The organism is Corynebacterium sp. Marseille-Q2823, from assembly GCF_903645345.1.
Classification (GTDB): Bacteria; Actinomycetota; Actinomycetes; order Mycobacteriales; family Mycobacteriaceae; genus Corynebacterium; species Corynebacterium hiratae.
Genome location: NZ_CAHJXS010000009.1, coordinates 76087 through 92478, shown reverse-complemented (window position 1 = coordinate 92478; position 16392 = coordinate 76087). Strand labels below are relative to the sequence as shown.

Here is a 16392-nt window from a genome sequence, read left to right as displayed (position 1 = left end):
ATTTCACGTGGCTGTGCCTAGCCGCGGTCTACCTCACCGCGCGCCGCTGCTGGTTCCTCGCAGGCCTCACGTGGTTCGTGCTGCTAGCCCGCGGCCACTGGCTTGTCCCGCACGGCGAGCAGCTGGAACTGGAGTGGTCCTGGTGGCAGCAGGCTCCAGGTAACGACTATTTCTTTGTCGTGGCGTTCCTTGTCGCAGTGAGTTTCTGGCTCAAGCTCAAGCCCGCCGAGGGCGGTTCCGTGGTTCGCCTACTCGTACCGATCGGCGGCGGCTTCAGCGTCCAGCCCACAACGGGCACCTTGCCCAAGGCCCACAGGACCAACGACGCAATCGCGCAATAAACAAAGCACATGCTGAGCCAGAACCAGGTATTTTCTAACGGCCACTGGCCTGCCAGGCTTACCTCGCGCGGGTTGAGCGCCATGGGGTAGCCATAGAGGACGGTAAGTCCAATGGGGTGACCGAGGTAGATGGGCAGCGTGTGGGAGCCGATAAACCGCAGTCCGGTGGATAGGACCGGTATATAGGACACGGCCACCGCCACCGCAATTCCCACCGGAACCTCGAAGAACTGCTCTACCATGCGCACGAGAATATGGACGTCATCTCTCACCAGCGCCTCCGTGCCTGGCAACAACCACGTAACCTCGACGGCCCCAGCGTAGCTATCCCACGCGCGGCGGATAAAGAACCCGATGGCGTAGGCCCCAACCATGCCGGAATACGCCCAAAAGCTCCGGTAATCCCACTCGCCTTTGAAGGGGGCCTCGATAGCGGAAGCGAAGGCGGAGATTGCATCCCGGAAATAAGCAGCGGCAACGAAGACGGGAAGGAACATGATGGCCTTCGCGATCGAGGTGAACTGCGCCTGCCATGCGATGAACAGAATAGGGCTAAAACTCAGCGCTAGCGCCGCCCACCCGGGCAGCTTGCGCACGCACCAGAGGAAGATATTGAACAGAATCAGCGAATGCAGAAACCACGCCATGGAATGGCCCACGAGCAGGCTGGCCGTCATCTGGCTGAAATCGAACACGGGATCCCCGAATACCCAGTGGTACTCCACGCGCTTGGTCTGCTGTTCAACCAGCATCCACACCACATAAGGAACAAGGAAGTACCACAGGCGGCGAGTAAAGAGTTCTGCGAAGCTAAAGCGAAAAACCTTTTGCGCGAAGAACCCGCTCACCAAAAAGAACAGGGGCAGGCGCAGTGGGTCGAGCCACACGTTGAAAGCGGCCAACCACGTGCCCTTCGATTCTGGAACCGTAAGCGTGATGTGCAACAGCACGACGCCCAGGATGGAAATCCCTTTTGCTACATCAGGCCGCGCAGCGGAGAGGGAAGTCACGATCACCGCGCTCGAACTGGGCTCGGCCCTTCGGGTAGCCGTGCCCAGTTCAGGAGCCTTCACGTCGGAGCATAGACGTCGACGTACGGCTAACCGGACAGCTCAGACAACTGCTTCATCACGTAGTCCGTGAAAGCACGCACGGTGGCGTGATCCTGCGGATCAAGGTTGCGCTCAGCGGCCCATGCGTGGGGGTCGATGGGTTCGCCAACGCGCATGCCGACACGCACCGGACGCGGAACCCACGAACCGATTGGATTAGCCTTACGGGTGTTGAGCATGGCGATCGGTATTACTGTCTCACCGGTGGTTAGCGCGATGCGGGCCATACCGGTGCGCCCCTTGTAGATGCGCCCATCGGGCGAACGAGTCCCCTCCGGGTAAATACCGAAGAGATCCCCGCGGCCCAAAATTTTTTGTGCGCTCACCAGCATCGCGTCACCGGCGTCCTTGTTGACGCGATCAATCGGCACCTGCCCCACGGAGCTAAAGAACCACTTTTGCAGGCGGCCAACGAAACCGGGGGTGGTGAAGTACTCACTCTTTGCCAAGAAGGTGATCTGCCGCGGGCACAACAGCGGGAAGTAGAAGGAGTCCATCACCGCTTGATGGGAGGATGCCAAGATTGCCGGACCAGACTCCGGGATGCGATCCATACCTTCGGACCATGGGCGGTTCCACACTCGAAGGGCCGGGCCGAAAAAGATGTGCTTAAAGGCCCAGTACCACTTGTTTCGCATCGCTTATAGTCCTATCTGTGTGTGCCGAGCAAGCAGTGCTGCTCGGTGAAAGAAAAATGTGCGGTGTTAACCTCGGTGCTCCTGGCGGGCGAGATCAGCGACTCCGATCATACCTGCCGCCGAACCCAACTTCGCGGTTGCTACTCGGGCCAAAGGCCTGTGACCGGCTCCGACGATCTGCCGAGCCATGGCATCCCGCGCCCGATCCAGGTACAAATCCGCATCCTTGGACACCCCGCCGCCAATCACGATGAGCTCTGGGTCGAGCACATCTGCCACCATGGACAACCCTTGCCCGAGCCACTGACCGAAGTTCTCCATGACAGCTATCCCCAGCGGATCGCCCTGCCTAGCTGCTGCGGTGATCTCCTCGCCGGAGGGATTCTCCGACAAGGTGGTGTCATACTCGCCGCGCAGCTCTGCGCAGGTGTCCGGCAAAGCGGTTCCGGAAGCGTAGCGCTCTAAGCACCCGCGCTTGCCGCAGGGGCAGAGGCGCCCGCCTGGCGACACAACAAGGTGCCCGAACTCCGGGGCGGTGCCGAAAGCTCCACGGTAGATTTTTCCCTCAGTAAAAAGCGTGGCGCCAATGCCCGTTCCCACAGCAAAGAAAACCCATTCTTTCGCACCGCGCCCAGCGCCAAAGCGCCATTCGCCCCACGCGGCTGAATTGGCGTCATGCTCAAGGCGGACCGGCACGTCCAAACGCCTGCTGAGGATCTCGCGTACTGGGGCGTTACGCCACGGCAAATGCGGGGCGAAGCGGACAACTTCACACTCGGGATCCAAAAAGCCCGCGAGGGCAAGGCCCACGGCCTCGATGTCATGGGATGCTGCCAAGTTGTCTACGCAGCGCACGATGTCATCTTCGAGTGTCTGCGCTTCCCTGGCCGTGGGGACGCTTGTCGAATCCACAATCTCTCCGGCGGGATTAATCACCGCGGCCCGCAAGTTGGTTCCACCAATATCGAACCCGATGGTGAGGCCGCTGTGGCCACCGTCAGCGGAGGAAGTGTGTTCAAGCATGACTAGTAGGATATACCCCGGCCTGCCCACGATCACATTCCAGAACCTCACGCAATCGTGCGCCCATGATTTCCCACGTCCAGTGCTCCTCCACGTGACGGCGCCCTGCCGCCCCCATGCGGCGGGCCCCGGGGACGTCGCCAAGCAACGTGCACAAGGCCTGCTCAAGTTCCAGAACTGAGGAGCCGCGCACGACGATGCCGGTCTCGGACGTTACTGTTTCCGGTGCACCACCGGAGTCACCCGCAATGACCGGCAACCCCGCCGCTTGTGCTTCTAGGTAAACGATGCCGAGGCCCTCGACGTCGAGTCCCCCACCCCGCGTGCGCGCCGGCATGGCAAACACATCGGCAGCATGAAGCGCCAACTGCAATTCTTCGGTGTCCCGCGCCTCCTGCAACACCGCGTCGGGGCAGTACAGACGCGCTAGCTCGCGCAGTGTCTGCTCATAGCGTCCGCGACCGATGATGAGTACCTGGGCGTCCGGGAAGCGTGCCCGTACCGCCGGCATCGCCCGCAAGAGCTGGTCCTGGCCTTTGCGGGGAACCAAGCGGGAGATGCACACGATGACGGGCCCTGGGCCGAGTCCAAAGCGCTCCCGCGCGCTCTGCTTTTCTCCCTCCGTGGCCGGAGTGAAGTCTTCCAGATTAACCGCAGAAGGCAAGTGCACCCAGCGCGCATGGGTACCAAACGCGGGTTCCAACCTGGTACGCGTGTAGTCCGAGATATACGTGATGACATCGGCATGCTGACCAATGCGACGCAGGGCCTGCCGGGCTATGGGAAGCATGGACCAGCCCACCTCGTGACCGTGCGTCGTGGCAACGATCCGGCGAGCGCCCGCCGCCCGGGCCTCCGGCGCCATAAGGGCAAGCGGGGCTGCCGCCCCAAACCACACGGTCTCGATATCGTATTCACGAATCAGACTCTGCATCCGGCGCGCGGTGGCTGGTGTCGGAAGCATGATGGTGCGTGGCCAGCGAACCACGGTATACGGCAGCGTCGCGTCATACTCGGCAGCGGCGTCACCATCTTGGGTCGAGGCGAAGACGACGACGTCCTCCGGGTTGAGGGTTGCCAGAAAATCTCGAAGATAAGACTGAATCCCGCCGATGGTGGGCGGGAAATCATTCGTTACTAGGAGTGTGCGCGCCATGGCCTAGTAGCGGACGGCGCCTTGAACGGGCATGGAATGAAGCGGCACCACTGCCACGGGAACGCCATAGGTGGAGGCGTGAACCACCTGACCGTCGCCGATATACATTCCCACGTGGGTAATGCCGGTGTAATAGCCCACAATGTCTCCGGGCTGTAGTTCATCGATCGGTACTGGGGTGCCGCCGGCAATCTGCGCCTGCGAGGTGCGCGGGATACTCTTCCCCATCTGCTGATAGCTCCACACCATCAGGCCGGAACAATCGAACACATCAGGGCCCGTTGCTCCCCAGCCGTACGGGGCACCAATGCGGGTGAGTGCTGCTTGGACAGCGGCGGATCCCGAACCATCGGCCAACGCAGCTAAGTCAAGGTCGGCAGAGCCGCCAAAGTGCTCAACCCATGCCTGGCGCGCCTCAGGGCTCAAGCCATCAACCTTGGTTTCGAGCTCCTTCTGCTGCTCTTCCAGGTCAGCCTGCTCCTTGAGAACCGCATCGCGCTGTGCCTGCAGCTCGTCGCGCTTGAGGCGCGCTTCCTCAGTAGCATCGACTGCCTGCTGATGCGCCTCGTCGGCTGCGGCGGCGGCAGCCACCATGGCTTCCTCTTCACGCTTGGCAGCCTTCGTCAAAGCCCCCAGGTACCCCATGCGCTCGACCGCACTGGCTACGTCGTTGGCATCAAGGGCTGCCGACACTGGCGTTGCCGCGCTTCGGCGGTAGCGCGATTGCGCCAGGGAATCGATCCGCTGCTGTTGCTCAGCGACAACCACGGAAGCATCTTCGGAACTGCGCTGCGCTTCCTTAGCCTTGCGTTCCAGCTCGCTGATCTCCTTCTCCGATTCTGCGAGCTCATCCTCAAGCCCTTTGACTTCCTCACCCTTGGCAGAAACGCGCTGGGCGACGTCCGCCATGCGCTCAATGAGATCGCTCAGATCCTCGGGTGCCTGCTCCCCTGCCGCTTCGTGCGGTTGCTCTTGGAGGAACTCTTGAGCCACTGCCGATGGCGACAGGACGACCACCGGAGCCGCACCCACAACGATTGCAGCGACGGCACACGCAATGCCACGACGCGACATAAATCCCCCCGAAACTAAGAGAAGGTTAATAGATGACTGAATTATACCCTCAGTCAAGGAAAAGCATAACGGCTTCTAGAATAGCTGAACCCCTTCCCCACCCTCGCCATCAACATGGCAAGAGCAGTGGAAGGGGTTAGCCAAACTGCCGGGTTCGCTTAGAAGCGAACAGCGGAGTGAATCGGCATGTAGTTCAGGGAGCGCTCGCCGACCGGGGTACCGGAGTTCAGCGCGTCAATGATGGTGCCATGGCCGGTGTAGATACCAACATGGGATGCGCCGGAGTAGTAGACGATGATGTCGCCCGGCTGCAGGGCATCGAGGGAAACCGGGGTACCCGCAGAAGCCTGCGCCTGGGAAGTGCGCGGAATGGACACGCCAGCCTGGCGGTAAGCCCACGAGGTCAGACCAGAGCAGTCAAAAGCGCTCGGGCCGTTGGCGCCATAGACGTACGGGGAACCGACGGCGGAGCGAGCAGCCTCGAGAACCTTCTCGCCCACGGACTGAACCGGTGCCGGCGCCGGAGCCTCAGCTACCGGAGCCTCCACAGCAGCGGCGTAGCCAGCACCCTGGTCAGCCTTGAAGGCCGGGATGTAACGGTCAATGTTCGGCAGTTGCTTGATATTCGGGACGTTCTCCAGACCAGCAACCTCGAAGCGGATATCGGTCTCCGGGACGACAACCTCAGCTGCATTAGCAGCAGCCGGGACGGTAACAGCTGCGGTTGCAGCAACAGCAGCAGTGGATGCGATGCGACGGGTGTTCAGGTTGCCCTGACGACGGTGCTTAGCCACGAATTTAAACTCCAAATCTTCCTGCGCGCCTACTTTCGCTCACTAGGAGAAGGCAATCCATATGACCACTCTCCACATGACGCGAACAAAAGCTCTGACCCAAGGGCGGGCCTAGCGTTCGACGATGACCCGTTCCTGTAGGGCCATCTCCGCTCGGCCCCCGGATGTTTAGGAGGGGCCAGACGCGGCGCTTAATTCTTCAGTTCGTATTGAGCACCGGTGATGTGTACACCGTGGCGGTAACTCAATGTCTCGAATAGGTTACGAAATCATCACGAGCGATGTCGAGTCAGAAACGCAAAACCGGCTTCGTTACCGTCCCGTTATCAAATGGAAACCTAAACGACACGACGCCCAACAATCTCAGTTCATTACACAAGCGCGACAGGCAGATACTTGCCTTCACCTGCAATAACCCAGAGGGGTTTTCACTTCACACCGCTAGACCTTAGCACCGACCTAAAGCCCCAAAGAGGGCCCAAAAATATACGATGTAACCTTCATCACACTCGTGTAACTCGGCGTCACATCGACCCCATTTGACCCACTACCCTCTCCTGAAACCATGCAACAAAGTGGTTCTCTCCTGCGGTTTTTATGTCGACCGCGTCACTCCCCCAGGCAAATGAGTGGCCTCCGCATCGCCGTATAGCACCTCGATTCCCGGAAATCAGACAAACTAAGAAGAGGTTAACTACGGGTTAACACCTTGACGAGCAAGCAACGCAAACTTGCGAGCCCGCTCTCCCACCCAGCTCGGCGCCCGCAGACCGCTGCTCTGACAGCGGGTACGTAGACGGCCTTACAACTACCCTAAAGCACACGCTCTAGAGGCCTAGGCATGAAAGAACGCTGTATCTAACGAACTCCCCTGGGACGCCCTTCGCGGTCACCTAGCGTGCTCGCGGCGGGGTCTAATGCTTCTTCAACCAAGACAGCTCCAACCTGACGTAGGCCAATTAAGTGCGAAGAAATCCCGCCCCACCGCCGAACAACACTAGGCAATACTGCCAAGAGTGACATCAAGGTTTACTGACCCTCCCAACCCAGGTCGGTTCACGACGACCTTTCCGTAGTGCACTGCACATATCTTCGCGAAACGGATTACCTTCTTTGAGCTCCTCCAACGCCCAACGTCTGGGAGCCTCTATTGACACGCCTGAGGCATCTGACAAAAGGCGTCTGGCAAAAGGCATCAGTCATAAGGCGTTTTGACGGCTAAAAACGCCATTTACTCATTTCAGATGGCGTCTTCAGACCCAAAGATGCCTTTTGTCAGATGCCTTGTGCAAGTACGCCCTCCTGATTTAGCTCAGCTTCCGAAATGAACAAATGAACCAGGCCGGCTCCAAGGGCCCAGTTCGAAGCCCCGCGACAAAAGGAAATGAAAACGCAAAAGCCCGTTCCCAATCTCCTGTCTGATGGAGAAAGGAACGGGCTCTGTGAGCGTGTTTCAGCGAGTGATGGCGCTAGATGCGGCCATTCTCCTCGTCTTCGCGGCGGTTAGCCTCGTTGAGCTGACGGAACATCTCCGCCTCCTCAGCGTGGTTCTCGTGGCGAATTTCATTGACTCGGGAGACGATAGCGGAGTCATCGGAAGAGAAGATGCCCTGTGTCTCGGAGTCGGCCAGACCAAGCTGGTTGAGCTGCTTCGGAACCGGAGCGCCGGCGTACTCGAGCGGAACCGGGTGGCCGTGCTCGTCCACCGGACCAAGCGGCTGGTGAACCTCGATGAAGGCACCGTTCGGCAGCTGCTTAATGACACCGGTCTCGATACCGTGCTCCAGCACCTCACGGTCGGAGCGCTGCAGACCAACGCAGATGCGGTAGGTCATGAAGTATGCAATCGGCGGCAGGACAATCAGACCGATACGGCCAACCCAGGTCATCGCATTCAGCGAGATCTGGAAGAAGTGTGCCACGTGGTCATTACCACCAGACAGCGTTACCAGCAGGAAGAAGACGATGGCAGCTGCACCGATAGCGGAGCGAACCGGAACGTCACGCGGGCGCTGCAGGAGGTTGTGGTGAGCGTCGTCGCCCGTCAGCTTCTTCTCAATGAAGGGGTAGGCGAAGAGCAGAACGACCATGAGGCCACAGAGCAGTGCAACCCAGAACGCAGACGGAATGGTGTAGTTGCCGATGTAGAGCTCCCATGCCGGCATGACACGAGCAACACCGTCAGTCCACAGCATGTAGATATCCGGCTGGGAACCAGCGGAGACCTGGGACGGGTTGTACGGGCCAAGGTTCCAGATGGCGTTAATCGTCATCAGACCGGAGATGAGCGCCAGCACGCCAGCAACCATCATGCCCATGCCGATTGCCTTGGTGGCGAAGACCGGCATAATACGGACACCCACGACGTTGTTCTCAGCGCGACCCGGTCCAGGGAACTGGGTGTGCTTCTGGAACCACACCATGATGAGGTGTGCTGCGATAAGGCCCAGGATGATGCCCGGGATAACCAGCACGTGCAGGATGTAGAAACGGTCCAGCATGAGGTCGGACGGGAAGTCGCCACCGAAGATGGCCCAGTGCAGCCAGGTACCGATGATCGGCAGACCCAGGATGATGGCTGACATGATTCGCAGACCAACACCGGAGAGCAGGTCATCCGGAAGGGAGTAGCCAAGGAAGCCCTCGACCATGCCCAGCAGGATAAGCGCGCAACCGATAATCCAGTTGGCCTCACGCGGGCGACGGAATGCGCCGGTGAAGAAGATGCGCAGCATGTGGGCAATCATGGACATCATGAACATGAGTGCAGCCCAGTGGTGCATCTGGCGCACAAACAGACCGCCGCGGACCTCAAAGGAGATATCGAGTGCCGTTGCGTAGGCGCGAGACATCTCCACGCCGTTCAGCGGGGTGTACCCACCGTCGTAGATGACCTTCGTAATTGAAGGATCGAAGAAAAGCGCGAGGTAGATACCGGTCAGCAACAGGATGATGAAGCTGTACAGTGCCATCTCACCGAGCATGAAGGACCAGTGAGTGGGAAAGACTTTGTTGAGCTGGGTACGCAGGACGCCGGCAGCGGAGTACCGCTCGTCCATGTTGTTACCCATCTGTGCAAGTTTGTTACTCATTATGACTTACGCTCCCAGAATGCAGGTCCGACGGGCTCGATGAAGTTGCCCTTAGCAATGAGGTAGCCCTCATCGTCCACGTCAATCGGCAGCTGCGGCAGTGCACGGGCTGCCGGGCCGAAGACCGGCTTACCGTAGTGCAACGCGTCGAACTGCGACTGGTGGCACGGGCAGAGAATGCGGTTGGTCTGAGCCTCGTACAGCGAGGTCGGGCAACCAATGTGGGTACAGATCTTGGAGTAGGCGTAGTAATCGCCGTAGTGGAAGTCTTCCTGACCCTTGCGCTCGATAGCCTTCTTGGCATCATCGTTGCGCAGGCGGATGAGCATCACAGCGTTGCGGTTACCGTGGATGGAGTGCATGTGGTTCTCGTAGACGTCCTTGTCCTCGGAGTACTCTGCACCGTCGTTGACATCCTCAGCAGCCAGCGGGAAGACAGTCTCCATACCGCCTGCAGCCAGATCCTCCGGACGCACGCGCACCAGGCGGGTGACGCCACGGGTGGTGTAGTGCGAGCCGGACTCGCCTTCGTGCATTTCGGCGATAGTACCGGTGTCGCGAGCGAGGTAGAGCTTGACGCCCTTCTCGTGCAGGGTCCAACCGGAAGTCCACAGGGTGCCGTCACCCATGTAGTTCAACTCGTGGCGCTTCTTCCACGGGTTGTTGATGGCACCACCCAGCGGAGCAATCACGGTCAGGCCGAACAGAACGCTGGCACCGCCAAGCAGTCCCTTGATGGTGGAACGGCGACCCAGGGTCGAGGTGTTCCACGAGTCATTCAGCAGCGCGGTCAGCGTGCGGCGGTCAACTTCATCGGAAGGACCGTCGTGGCGGCGCTGAACCGAGATCTCCTCGGGGAGGATCTTCTTGACGTACTGAACGATGGCAAAGCCCAAGCCTAGGATGCACAGACCAGAGGTCAGGCCCAGCAACGGCGTGTAGAGGGTGTGCCACCACATGCCGTCCTCACCGAGCATCTTGTACTCCCACGGCCAGAAGAGGTAGACGGCCAGGAATGCAATGCCCATCAGGACGGAAATGATGAGCCAGAAGGTGACGTTTGCAGCGGCACGCTTCTCGGCGGGATCGCCCTCTACCGGGAAGCGCTCCTTACGGAACGCAACGGTAACATCGTCCAGCTCGGTACCGAGGGCTGCGAGCTCGTCGTTGCTCATAGCATCGAGCTCTTTGCGAGAGTAATTCTTCTTTACGTTGCTCATGAGCGAGATCCAATCCACATAGCGGCAACGCACAGAAGGCTGATGCCGATGATCCACATTGCCAGGCCCTCAGCCACCGGGCCGAGGCCGCCGAGCGACCAACCAGCCGGAGACGGGGTTTCCTTCGCAGACTTGAGGTAGGCGATGATGTCCTTCTTCTCATCTGCGGTCAGCTGACGGTCGGAGAACTTCGGCATGTTCTGCGGGCCGGTCAGCATTGCCTGGTAGATCTCCTGCTCGTTAGCCGGGTCTAGCGGCGGAGCGAACTTACCGGAGGAAAGGGCGCCTCCCCTACCGGTGAAGTTGTGGCAGGACGCGCAGTTCATGCGGAAGAGCTCGGAGCCCTTGGCGACGTCCTCGGCCTGAATCTGGCCGTTGTAGTTAGCACCACGCAGGGACTCCTGCGCAACGGAGCCATCCTCGTCGTAGACGATGTCAGCGCCGCCACCGTTGGCAGCAACATAGGCGGCAAGCGCCAACGTCTGCTGCTCGGTGTAACGCGGGGTCTTGCGCTCAGCCTGTGCGTCGTTCGACATCATCGGCATACGGCCGGAGTGAACCTGGAAGTACACGGAGCCGGCGCCAATACCAACGAGGGACGGGCCGCGGTCCTGGATACCCTGCAGGTTGGCACCGTGGCAGGTGATGCAAGCGACTTCGTAGATGTCCTTGCCCTCTTGAACGAGTGCCTGGTCATCCTTTGCGGCGGTAGCCACCTGCGCGTCAGGGGTCAGGGCGGAAGCCAAGACACCTGCGCCGGTAAGACCGATGCTCAGTGCAAAGACGCCAGCAAGCGTGCGCTTCGCCTTGCGGCGACGGCGGGTCTTCTTAGCCGCGGCAGTGGCGTCTTCCACTGCGGCGGGCTGCTGGATGTTATCCATCATTTTCCTTTAGATAACTCGTACATGGAGATGAATGACTGTAGGCCGGCTATTCTCCGGCGACTACGGCCTACTGAACTAGGTAGATGACTACGAACACGCCGATCCACACAACGTCAACGAAGTGCCAGTAGTAAGACACTGCCATTGCCGCGGTGGCCTGTGCAGGCGTGAACTTGGAGCGGGCAATTCGCGCCAAGATAATTCCGAAGGCGATCAGACCCGCAGTCACGTGTGCCGCGTGGAACCCGGTCAGGATATAGAAGACCGAACCAAAGACACTGGACTGAACAGTGAGACCTGCCATGATCAACTCTGTCCACTCGAACGCCATGATGCCCAAGAAGACAACACCCAACGCGATGGTTACCGAGTACCAGAGTCGGAGCTTGTAAACGTCACCCCTTTCTGCTGCGAAAACGCCGAACTGAGAGGTCACGGAGGAAAGGACCAGGACACTCGTAATGAGGAAGCCCATGGGCACGTTGATGTGCGCCGTGTGCTCTGCCCAGTCACCCTCCTGGCCGTTCGCACGCGAGGTGAACCACATCGCGAACAGTCCAGCAAAGAACATCAATTCCTGAGACAGGAACACGATGGTGCCGACGCTGACCATGTTGGGTCGGTTCAGCGCGGCAACACGTGGTGCTGCCATACCTTGGTTAGAAACTACGCTCGTCACGCATAACAGTATGGCTGGTCTGACCGCATAAGTCATCTCATTTCCCCCCGATTTTTTTGAGGCCACGACCTAGACCTTCACAGTTTTCACCCCAGGCAGGAACCATAGAGCTCCCAGGAAGTAGTCGGGAACTTTTTAGCGCGCTTTACGACGCCCCATCCCTGCAGGTAGTGAGACTTGGCAACGCCAGTTGTGAAGCCAGCAACAGGTCAAGAAGTGGTACGTTTTGCCCGCAATCCGAAACCGTTCGGACCAACGCCAATGAGATAAATCACACCCGCCCCCGCGGGCGAAAGTGCAGGACTGCAACTTTCGGATGACCCCCGTAAAAATGGCCGTTAACGTGCTGGAATTCTAAGCACAGACCTTGAGTTACACACTTTCGGCAAGCCACCCGCTCCCCCAGCACTCCACCCAAATCAAAATTTTTTCTCCCTTTTGGGAACTTTCCGCAACGCACTACGACGCAGTCTTCTCAACGACAAAGCCTCCGCCACGAGGTGTGGCGGAGGCGTGAGAAGTCGTGACGCTAGAAAGCGCGGCAGAAAAGGTTAAGCCTTAGTGCTTTTCCTTCGGAAGGCCATACTGCAGGGACAAGCCAGTCACGGAGGTGACGAGCAGGACTGCGCCCAGGATGATCATCCAGAAGTAGAGGAAGATGATGCCAAGACCCAGCACTGCGATGGAGCCGGTCATGCACAGCGGCCAGATGGAGCTCGGAGAGAAGAAGCCAAGGATACCGGCTGCGTCTTCAGTCTCCGCCTCTTCCCAATCCTCCGGCGCGATGTCGGAGCGGTTATCGGTGAAGTGCAGGTAGCCGCCCAGCATGAGGCAGAGCAGCATAGCGAGGACCAAGCCCACGATGCCGACCCACTCGGTGCCGTACATGTAGCCATCATCCTTGACGTAGTTAACGCCAATGACGTAGACGATGAGCGACACGAAGAGGTAGGTCGCGATGGAATAAAAGACCTTAGATGTTGCACGCATTTTCTATCAGTTCCTTTTCTTATGCCGCTTCAGCGGTGTCGACAAAGTTGTCGGCATCGCGGGTGTCGCGCAGAGAGTTGAACGGAGCGGTGGTAACTGCGTAGGGCTCTTCACCGATGTGCTCGAGAGCCTCAGCGTTAGTTGCCTGCGGGTTATCCTCACGGAACTTGAGGTACTCGTTGAAGTCTGCGCGATCAACGACGCGAATCTCGAAGTTCATCATGGCGTGGTAGGTACCGCACATCTCAGCACAGCGACCAACGAAGGCGCCCTTCTCCTCAATCTTCTCTACCTGGAAGCGGCGCTCCTGGGAGTTGTTCTCCGGGTGGGAGTAAGCATCGCGCTTAAACAGGAACTCCGGAACCCAGAAGGAGTGGGAAACATCGCCGGAGGCGAGGCGGAACTCGATCGGGGTGTCAACCGGGAGAACCAGGACCGGAACCTCTTCGGTGGTACCGACGGTCTCAATCTTGTTGAAGTTGAGGTAAGAGATGTCACCCATGGACTTACCGTGGATCGGGTTCGGGTTCTTGGTGCCCTCCGGATCCACGGAAGATTCCTCGGCAAGCTTCTGACGCTCGACATCGGCGCCATCGTAGTTCTCGCCATCAACCTTGTTCTCGGCGTAACCGAACTTCCAGTTCCACTGGAAGGCGGTAACGTCCACGGTCACCTCAGGGTTCTTATCCAGCGCCGTAACCTTCTGCTGAGCCTGAACAGTGAAGAAGAACAGGCCCATGATGATCAGAATCGGGATAATGGTCAGAGCCATCTCCAGCGGCACGTTGTACTGCAGCTGCTTCGGGAACTCGCCCTTGCCGGCCTTCTCAGCCTTCTTCGCATTCCAGCGGAAGATAGCGGTGAGGAACAGGCCCCACATGATGAAACCGATGATCCATGCAGCAACCCAGACCCAGATCCAGAAGTTGTACATCGAGGTCGCTTCAGGGGTAACACCCTTCGGCCAACCCATGCCTAGGAGGTTCTCAACTGCCGTCGGCGCTGCGACGTCACAACCCGCAAGGGCTAGACCGCCCAAAGCGATGACGCCCGCTAGGCCTGCCTTACGGCCGAGGTTGCGCTGCTTACGCTGTCCCACGTGTGTTCTGCCTTTCTGTGCACACAAACTTCTCGAATACTCACAGAGCATTCCTACCCAATCAGAATAGAGCATCCTGCCTGATTTTCAGGCCTTTTCGCTGGACTGTTTGGGCGTTGGACCTGCCCTATAAGTAGTGAACGTACGGAATGTTACCGGCCCACCTGCACAAGATCACGCCAGCTCCCCCAGCCTCCCCCTCCCGGCTATGACCCAATTCACAAGCCGCACACCCCTGCATCATCCGAAAGTTCGCACCCTAACGGGGAACGCGGCGCGGGGTTCGCAGATCGTTTGGCCGCGGCCGTAAAGTGTTCCGGAGATGAACCTTGATCTATAAGGAGAAGCAAGCTTATGTGCGGACTCTGCGCGCTACTGAGCGCCGATCGCAACGCCGCCCAGCACCTGGAAGCTCTTGAACAGTCTCTTCAGTGCATGCGCCACCGCGGCCCGGACGCTGCCGGAACCTGGCACGACGATGATGCGGCTTTTGGCTTTAACCGCCTATCCATCATCGACCTCGAGCACTCCAATCAGCCGCTCCGCTGGGGCCCCGAGGACAACCCCGAGCGCTATGCCCTTACCTTCAACGGCGAAATCTATAACTACGTAGAACTCCGCGAAGAGCTCAGTGCCGCCGGCTATACCTTCAACACCGGGGGTGACGGCGAGCCCATCGTCGTGGGCTATCACCACTGGGGTAAGGACGTCGTAGAGCACCTGCGTGGCATGTTCGGCTTCGTTATCTGGGATACCGAAACGCGCACGATGTTTGCCGCCCGCGACCAGTTCGGCATCAAGTCGCTCTACTACGCCACCACCAAGGAGGGCACGGTCTTCGCCTCGGAGATGAAGTGCATCCTTTCGATGGCCGACTCGCTCGGTCTAGACCTCAGCCTTGATCGACGCGCTATCGAGCACTATGTCGATCTCCAATACGTGCCTGAGCCGGAGTCCCTCCACGCCAATATTCGCCGCGTGGAATCTGGCTGTACCGTCACTCTTCGCCCCGGCGAAGAAGTAGTCTCCGAGCGTTATTTCAAGCCACGCTTCCCTATCCAACCCGTCAAGCAGGGCGAGGAGCAGCAGCTCTTCGACAGAATCGCGCGGGCGCTGGAGGATAGCGTCGAGAAGCACATGCGTGCGGACGTCACCGTCGGCTCCTTCCTCTCCGGCGGTATCGATTCCACCGCCATCGCAGCTCTGGCCAAGCGCCACAACCCAGACCTACTCACCTTCACCACGGGATTCGAGCGCGAGGGCTACTCCGAGGTGGATGTCGCCGCCGAGTCCGCCGCGGCGATCGGTGTGGAGCACATCGTCAAAATCGTCTCCCCTGAGGAGTACGCCGACGCTGTACCGAAGATCATGTGGTACCTGGACAACCCCGTCGCAGACCCTTCCCTCGTTCCGCTGTACTTCGTGGCCCAGGAAGCCCGCAAGCACGTCAAGGTGGTGCTCTCCGGCGAAGGTGCGGACGAGCTCTTCGGCGGCTACACCATTTATAAGGAGCCTCTCTCCCTGGCTCCGTTCGAGAAGATCCCCTCCCCGCTGCGTCGCGGCCTGGGCAAGCTCTCACAGGTACTCCCCGAAGGAATGAAGGGCAAGTCCCTGCTCAACCGCGGTTCGATGACCATGGAGGAGCGCTATTACGGCAATGCACGTTCCTTTAACTTCGAGCAGCTCCAGCGGGTGCTCCCCTGGGCCAAGCCGGAGTGGGATCACCGCGAGGTCACCGCACCGATCTACGCGCAATCACAGGACTTCGACCCGGTAGCCCGCATGCAGCACCTCGACCTGTTTACGTGGATGCGCGGCGACATCTTGGTCAAGGCCGACAAGATGAACATGGCCAACTCCCTAGAGCTGCGCGTTCCCTTCCTCGACAAGGAAGTGTTTAAGGTCGCGGAAACTATCCCCTACGACCTCAAGATTTCGCACGGGACGACCAAGTACGCGCTGCGCAAGGCCATGGAGCAGATCGTTCCCCCGCACGTGCTGCACCGCAAGAAGCTGGGCTTCCCGGTTCCCATGCGCCACTGGTTGGCCGGCGATGAACTCTACGGTTGGGCCCAGGATCAGATTACCGAGTCCCAGACCGAGGACATCTTCAACAAGAAGGAAGTCCTGGAGATGCTCAAGGAGCACCGCGACGGTGTATCCGATCACTCACGCCGCTTGTGGACGGTGCTGTCCTTCATGATTTGGCACGGCATCTTCGTCGAAGACCGCATCGACCCGAAGATCGAGCAGCGCGACTACCCCGTGAAGCTCTAGTTCAAACAACAAA

13 protein-coding genes are annotated in these 16392 nt (G+C 59.3%); 1 reads left to right on the top strand and 12 read right to left on the bottom strand.

Features of this window, described 5'->3' with window-relative positions:
- Positions 1-166 precede the first annotated feature (166 nt).
- From HWX44_RS13385 to ctaC, 12 genes are all read right to left on the bottom strand, one after another.
- Positions 167-1351, bottom strand: a complete 1185-nt coding sequence (locus tag HWX44_RS13385; protein ID WP_254868179.1) for an acyltransferase family protein — start codon at positions 1349-1351, stop codon at positions 167-169.
- A gap of 89 nt (positions 1352-1440) precedes the next feature.
- The gene (locus HWX44_RS10590) at positions 1441-2091 is read right to left on the bottom strand and encodes a lysophospholipid acyltransferase family protein (protein WP_254868178.1); all 651 of its coding nucleotides are present in this window, start codon (positions 2089-2091) and stop codon (positions 1441-1443) included.
- Positions 2092-2157: 66 nt separating this feature from the next.
- On the bottom strand, positions 2158-3114 hold the full coding sequence (locus tag HWX44_RS10585; RefSeq protein ID WP_070546882.1) for an ROK family protein: 957 nt from the start codon (positions 3112-3114) through the stop codon (positions 2158-2160).
- On the bottom strand, positions 3107-4270 hold the full coding sequence (locus HWX44_RS10580; protein WP_070515781.1) for a glycosyltransferase family 4 protein: 1164 nt from the start codon (positions 4268-4270) through the stop codon (positions 3107-3109). Before HWX44_RS10580 ends, HWX44_RS10585 begins: the two co-directional genes overlap by 8 nt.
- 3 nt (positions 4271-4273) lie before the next feature.
- On the bottom strand, positions 4274-5344 hold the full coding sequence (locus tag HWX44_RS10575) for a C40 family peptidase (protein WP_175974560.1): 1071 nt from the start codon (positions 5342-5344) through the stop codon (positions 4274-4276).
- A gap of 158 nt (positions 5345-5502) precedes the next feature.
- Positions 5503-6138 carry a C40 family peptidase gene (locus HWX44_RS10570; RefSeq protein WP_046648126.1) on the bottom strand — a complete coding sequence of 212 codons (636 nt, stop codon included), beginning with the start codon at positions 6136-6138 and terminating at the stop codon, positions 5503-5505.
- A gap of 1469 nt (positions 6139-7607) precedes the next feature.
- A complete protein-coding gene (gene qcrB / locus HWX44_RS10565) occupies positions 7608-9230 on the bottom strand; it encodes a cytochrome bc1 complex cytochrome b subunit (protein ID WP_046647943.1) in 1623 nt (540 codons plus the stop codon).
- Entirely contained in the window at positions 9230-10450 is a 1221-nt protein-coding gene (gene qcrA / locus HWX44_RS10560; RefSeq protein WP_175974558.1) for a cytochrome bc1 complex Rieske iron-sulfur subunit, read from the bottom strand. The genes qcrB and qcrA overlap by 1 nt, the downstream gene beginning before the upstream one ends.
- Positions 10447-11334 carry a cytochrome bc1 complex diheme cytochrome c subunit gene (gene qcrC / locus HWX44_RS10555; RefSeq protein ID WP_070701808.1) on the bottom strand — a complete coding sequence of 296 codons (888 nt, stop codon included), beginning with the start codon at positions 11332-11334 and terminating at the stop codon, positions 10447-10449. Before qcrC ends, qcrA begins: the two co-directional genes overlap by 4 nt.
- 67 nt (positions 11335-11401) lie before the next feature.
- Complete coding sequence (gene ctaE, locus HWX44_RS10550; protein WP_232745219.1) at positions 11402-12013, bottom strand: aa3-type cytochrome oxidase subunit III; 612 nt, start codon at positions 12011-12013, stop codon at positions 11402-11404.
- A 558-nt stretch (positions 12014-12571) separates the two neighbouring features.
- A complete protein-coding gene (gene ctaF, locus HWX44_RS10545) occupies positions 12572-13003 on the bottom strand; it encodes an aa3-type cytochrome oxidase subunit IV (protein WP_046647941.1) in 432 nt (143 codons plus the stop codon).
- Positions 13004-13022: 19 nt separating this feature from the next.
- Positions 13023-14102, bottom strand: coding sequence for an aa3-type cytochrome oxidase subunit II (ctaC, locus tag HWX44_RS10540; RefSeq protein ID WP_175974556.1), 1080 nt, complete (start codon positions 14100-14102; stop codon positions 13023-13025).
- 354 nt (positions 14103-14456) lie between these two features.
- On the opposite strand from ctaC, the gene asnB reads away from it, so the two are divergent.
- Complete coding sequence (asnB, locus tag HWX44_RS10535) at positions 14457-16379, top strand: asparagine synthase (glutamine-hydrolyzing) (protein ID WP_175974554.1); 1923 nt, start codon at positions 14457-14459, stop codon at positions 16377-16379.
- The last annotated feature ends 13 nt before the right edge of the window (positions 16380-16392 follow it).

Excerpts from the sequence above, each read along its gene's own strand:
- HWX44_RS10590 (WP_254868178.1), bottom strand. The coding sequence starts at position 2,091 with ATGCGAAACAAGTGGTACTGGGCCTTTAAGCACATCTTTTTCGGCCCG.
- HWX44_RS10585 (WP_070546882.1), bottom strand. The coding sequence starts at position 3,114 with ATGCTTGAACACACTTCCTCCGCTGACGGTGGCCACAGCGGCCTCACC.
- HWX44_RS10580 (WP_070515781.1), bottom strand. The coding sequence starts at position 4,270 with ATGGCGCGCACACTCCTAGTAACGAATGATTTCCCGCCCACCATCGGC.
- HWX44_RS10575 (WP_175974560.1), bottom strand. The coding sequence starts at position 5,344 with ATGTCGCGTCGTGGCATTGCGTGTGCCGTCGCTGCAATCGTTGTGGGT.
- qcrB (WP_046647943.1), bottom strand. The coding sequence starts at position 9,230 with ATGAGTAACAAACTTGCACAGATGGGTAACAACATGGACGAGCGGTAC.
- qcrA (WP_175974558.1), bottom strand. The coding sequence starts at position 10,450 with ATGAGCAACGTAAAGAAGAATTACTCTCGCAAAGAGCTCGATGCTATG.
- qcrC (WP_070701808.1), bottom strand. The coding sequence starts at position 11,334 with ATGATGGATAACATCCAGCAGCCCGCCGCAGTGGAAGACGCCACTGCC.
- ctaF (WP_046647941.1), bottom strand. The coding sequence starts at position 13,003 with ATGCGTGCAACATCTAAGGTCTTTTATTCCATCGCGACCTACCTCTTC.
- asnB (WP_175974554.1), top strand. The coding sequence starts at position 14,457 with ATGTGCGGACTCTGCGCGCTACTGAGCGCCGATCGCAACGCCGCCCAG.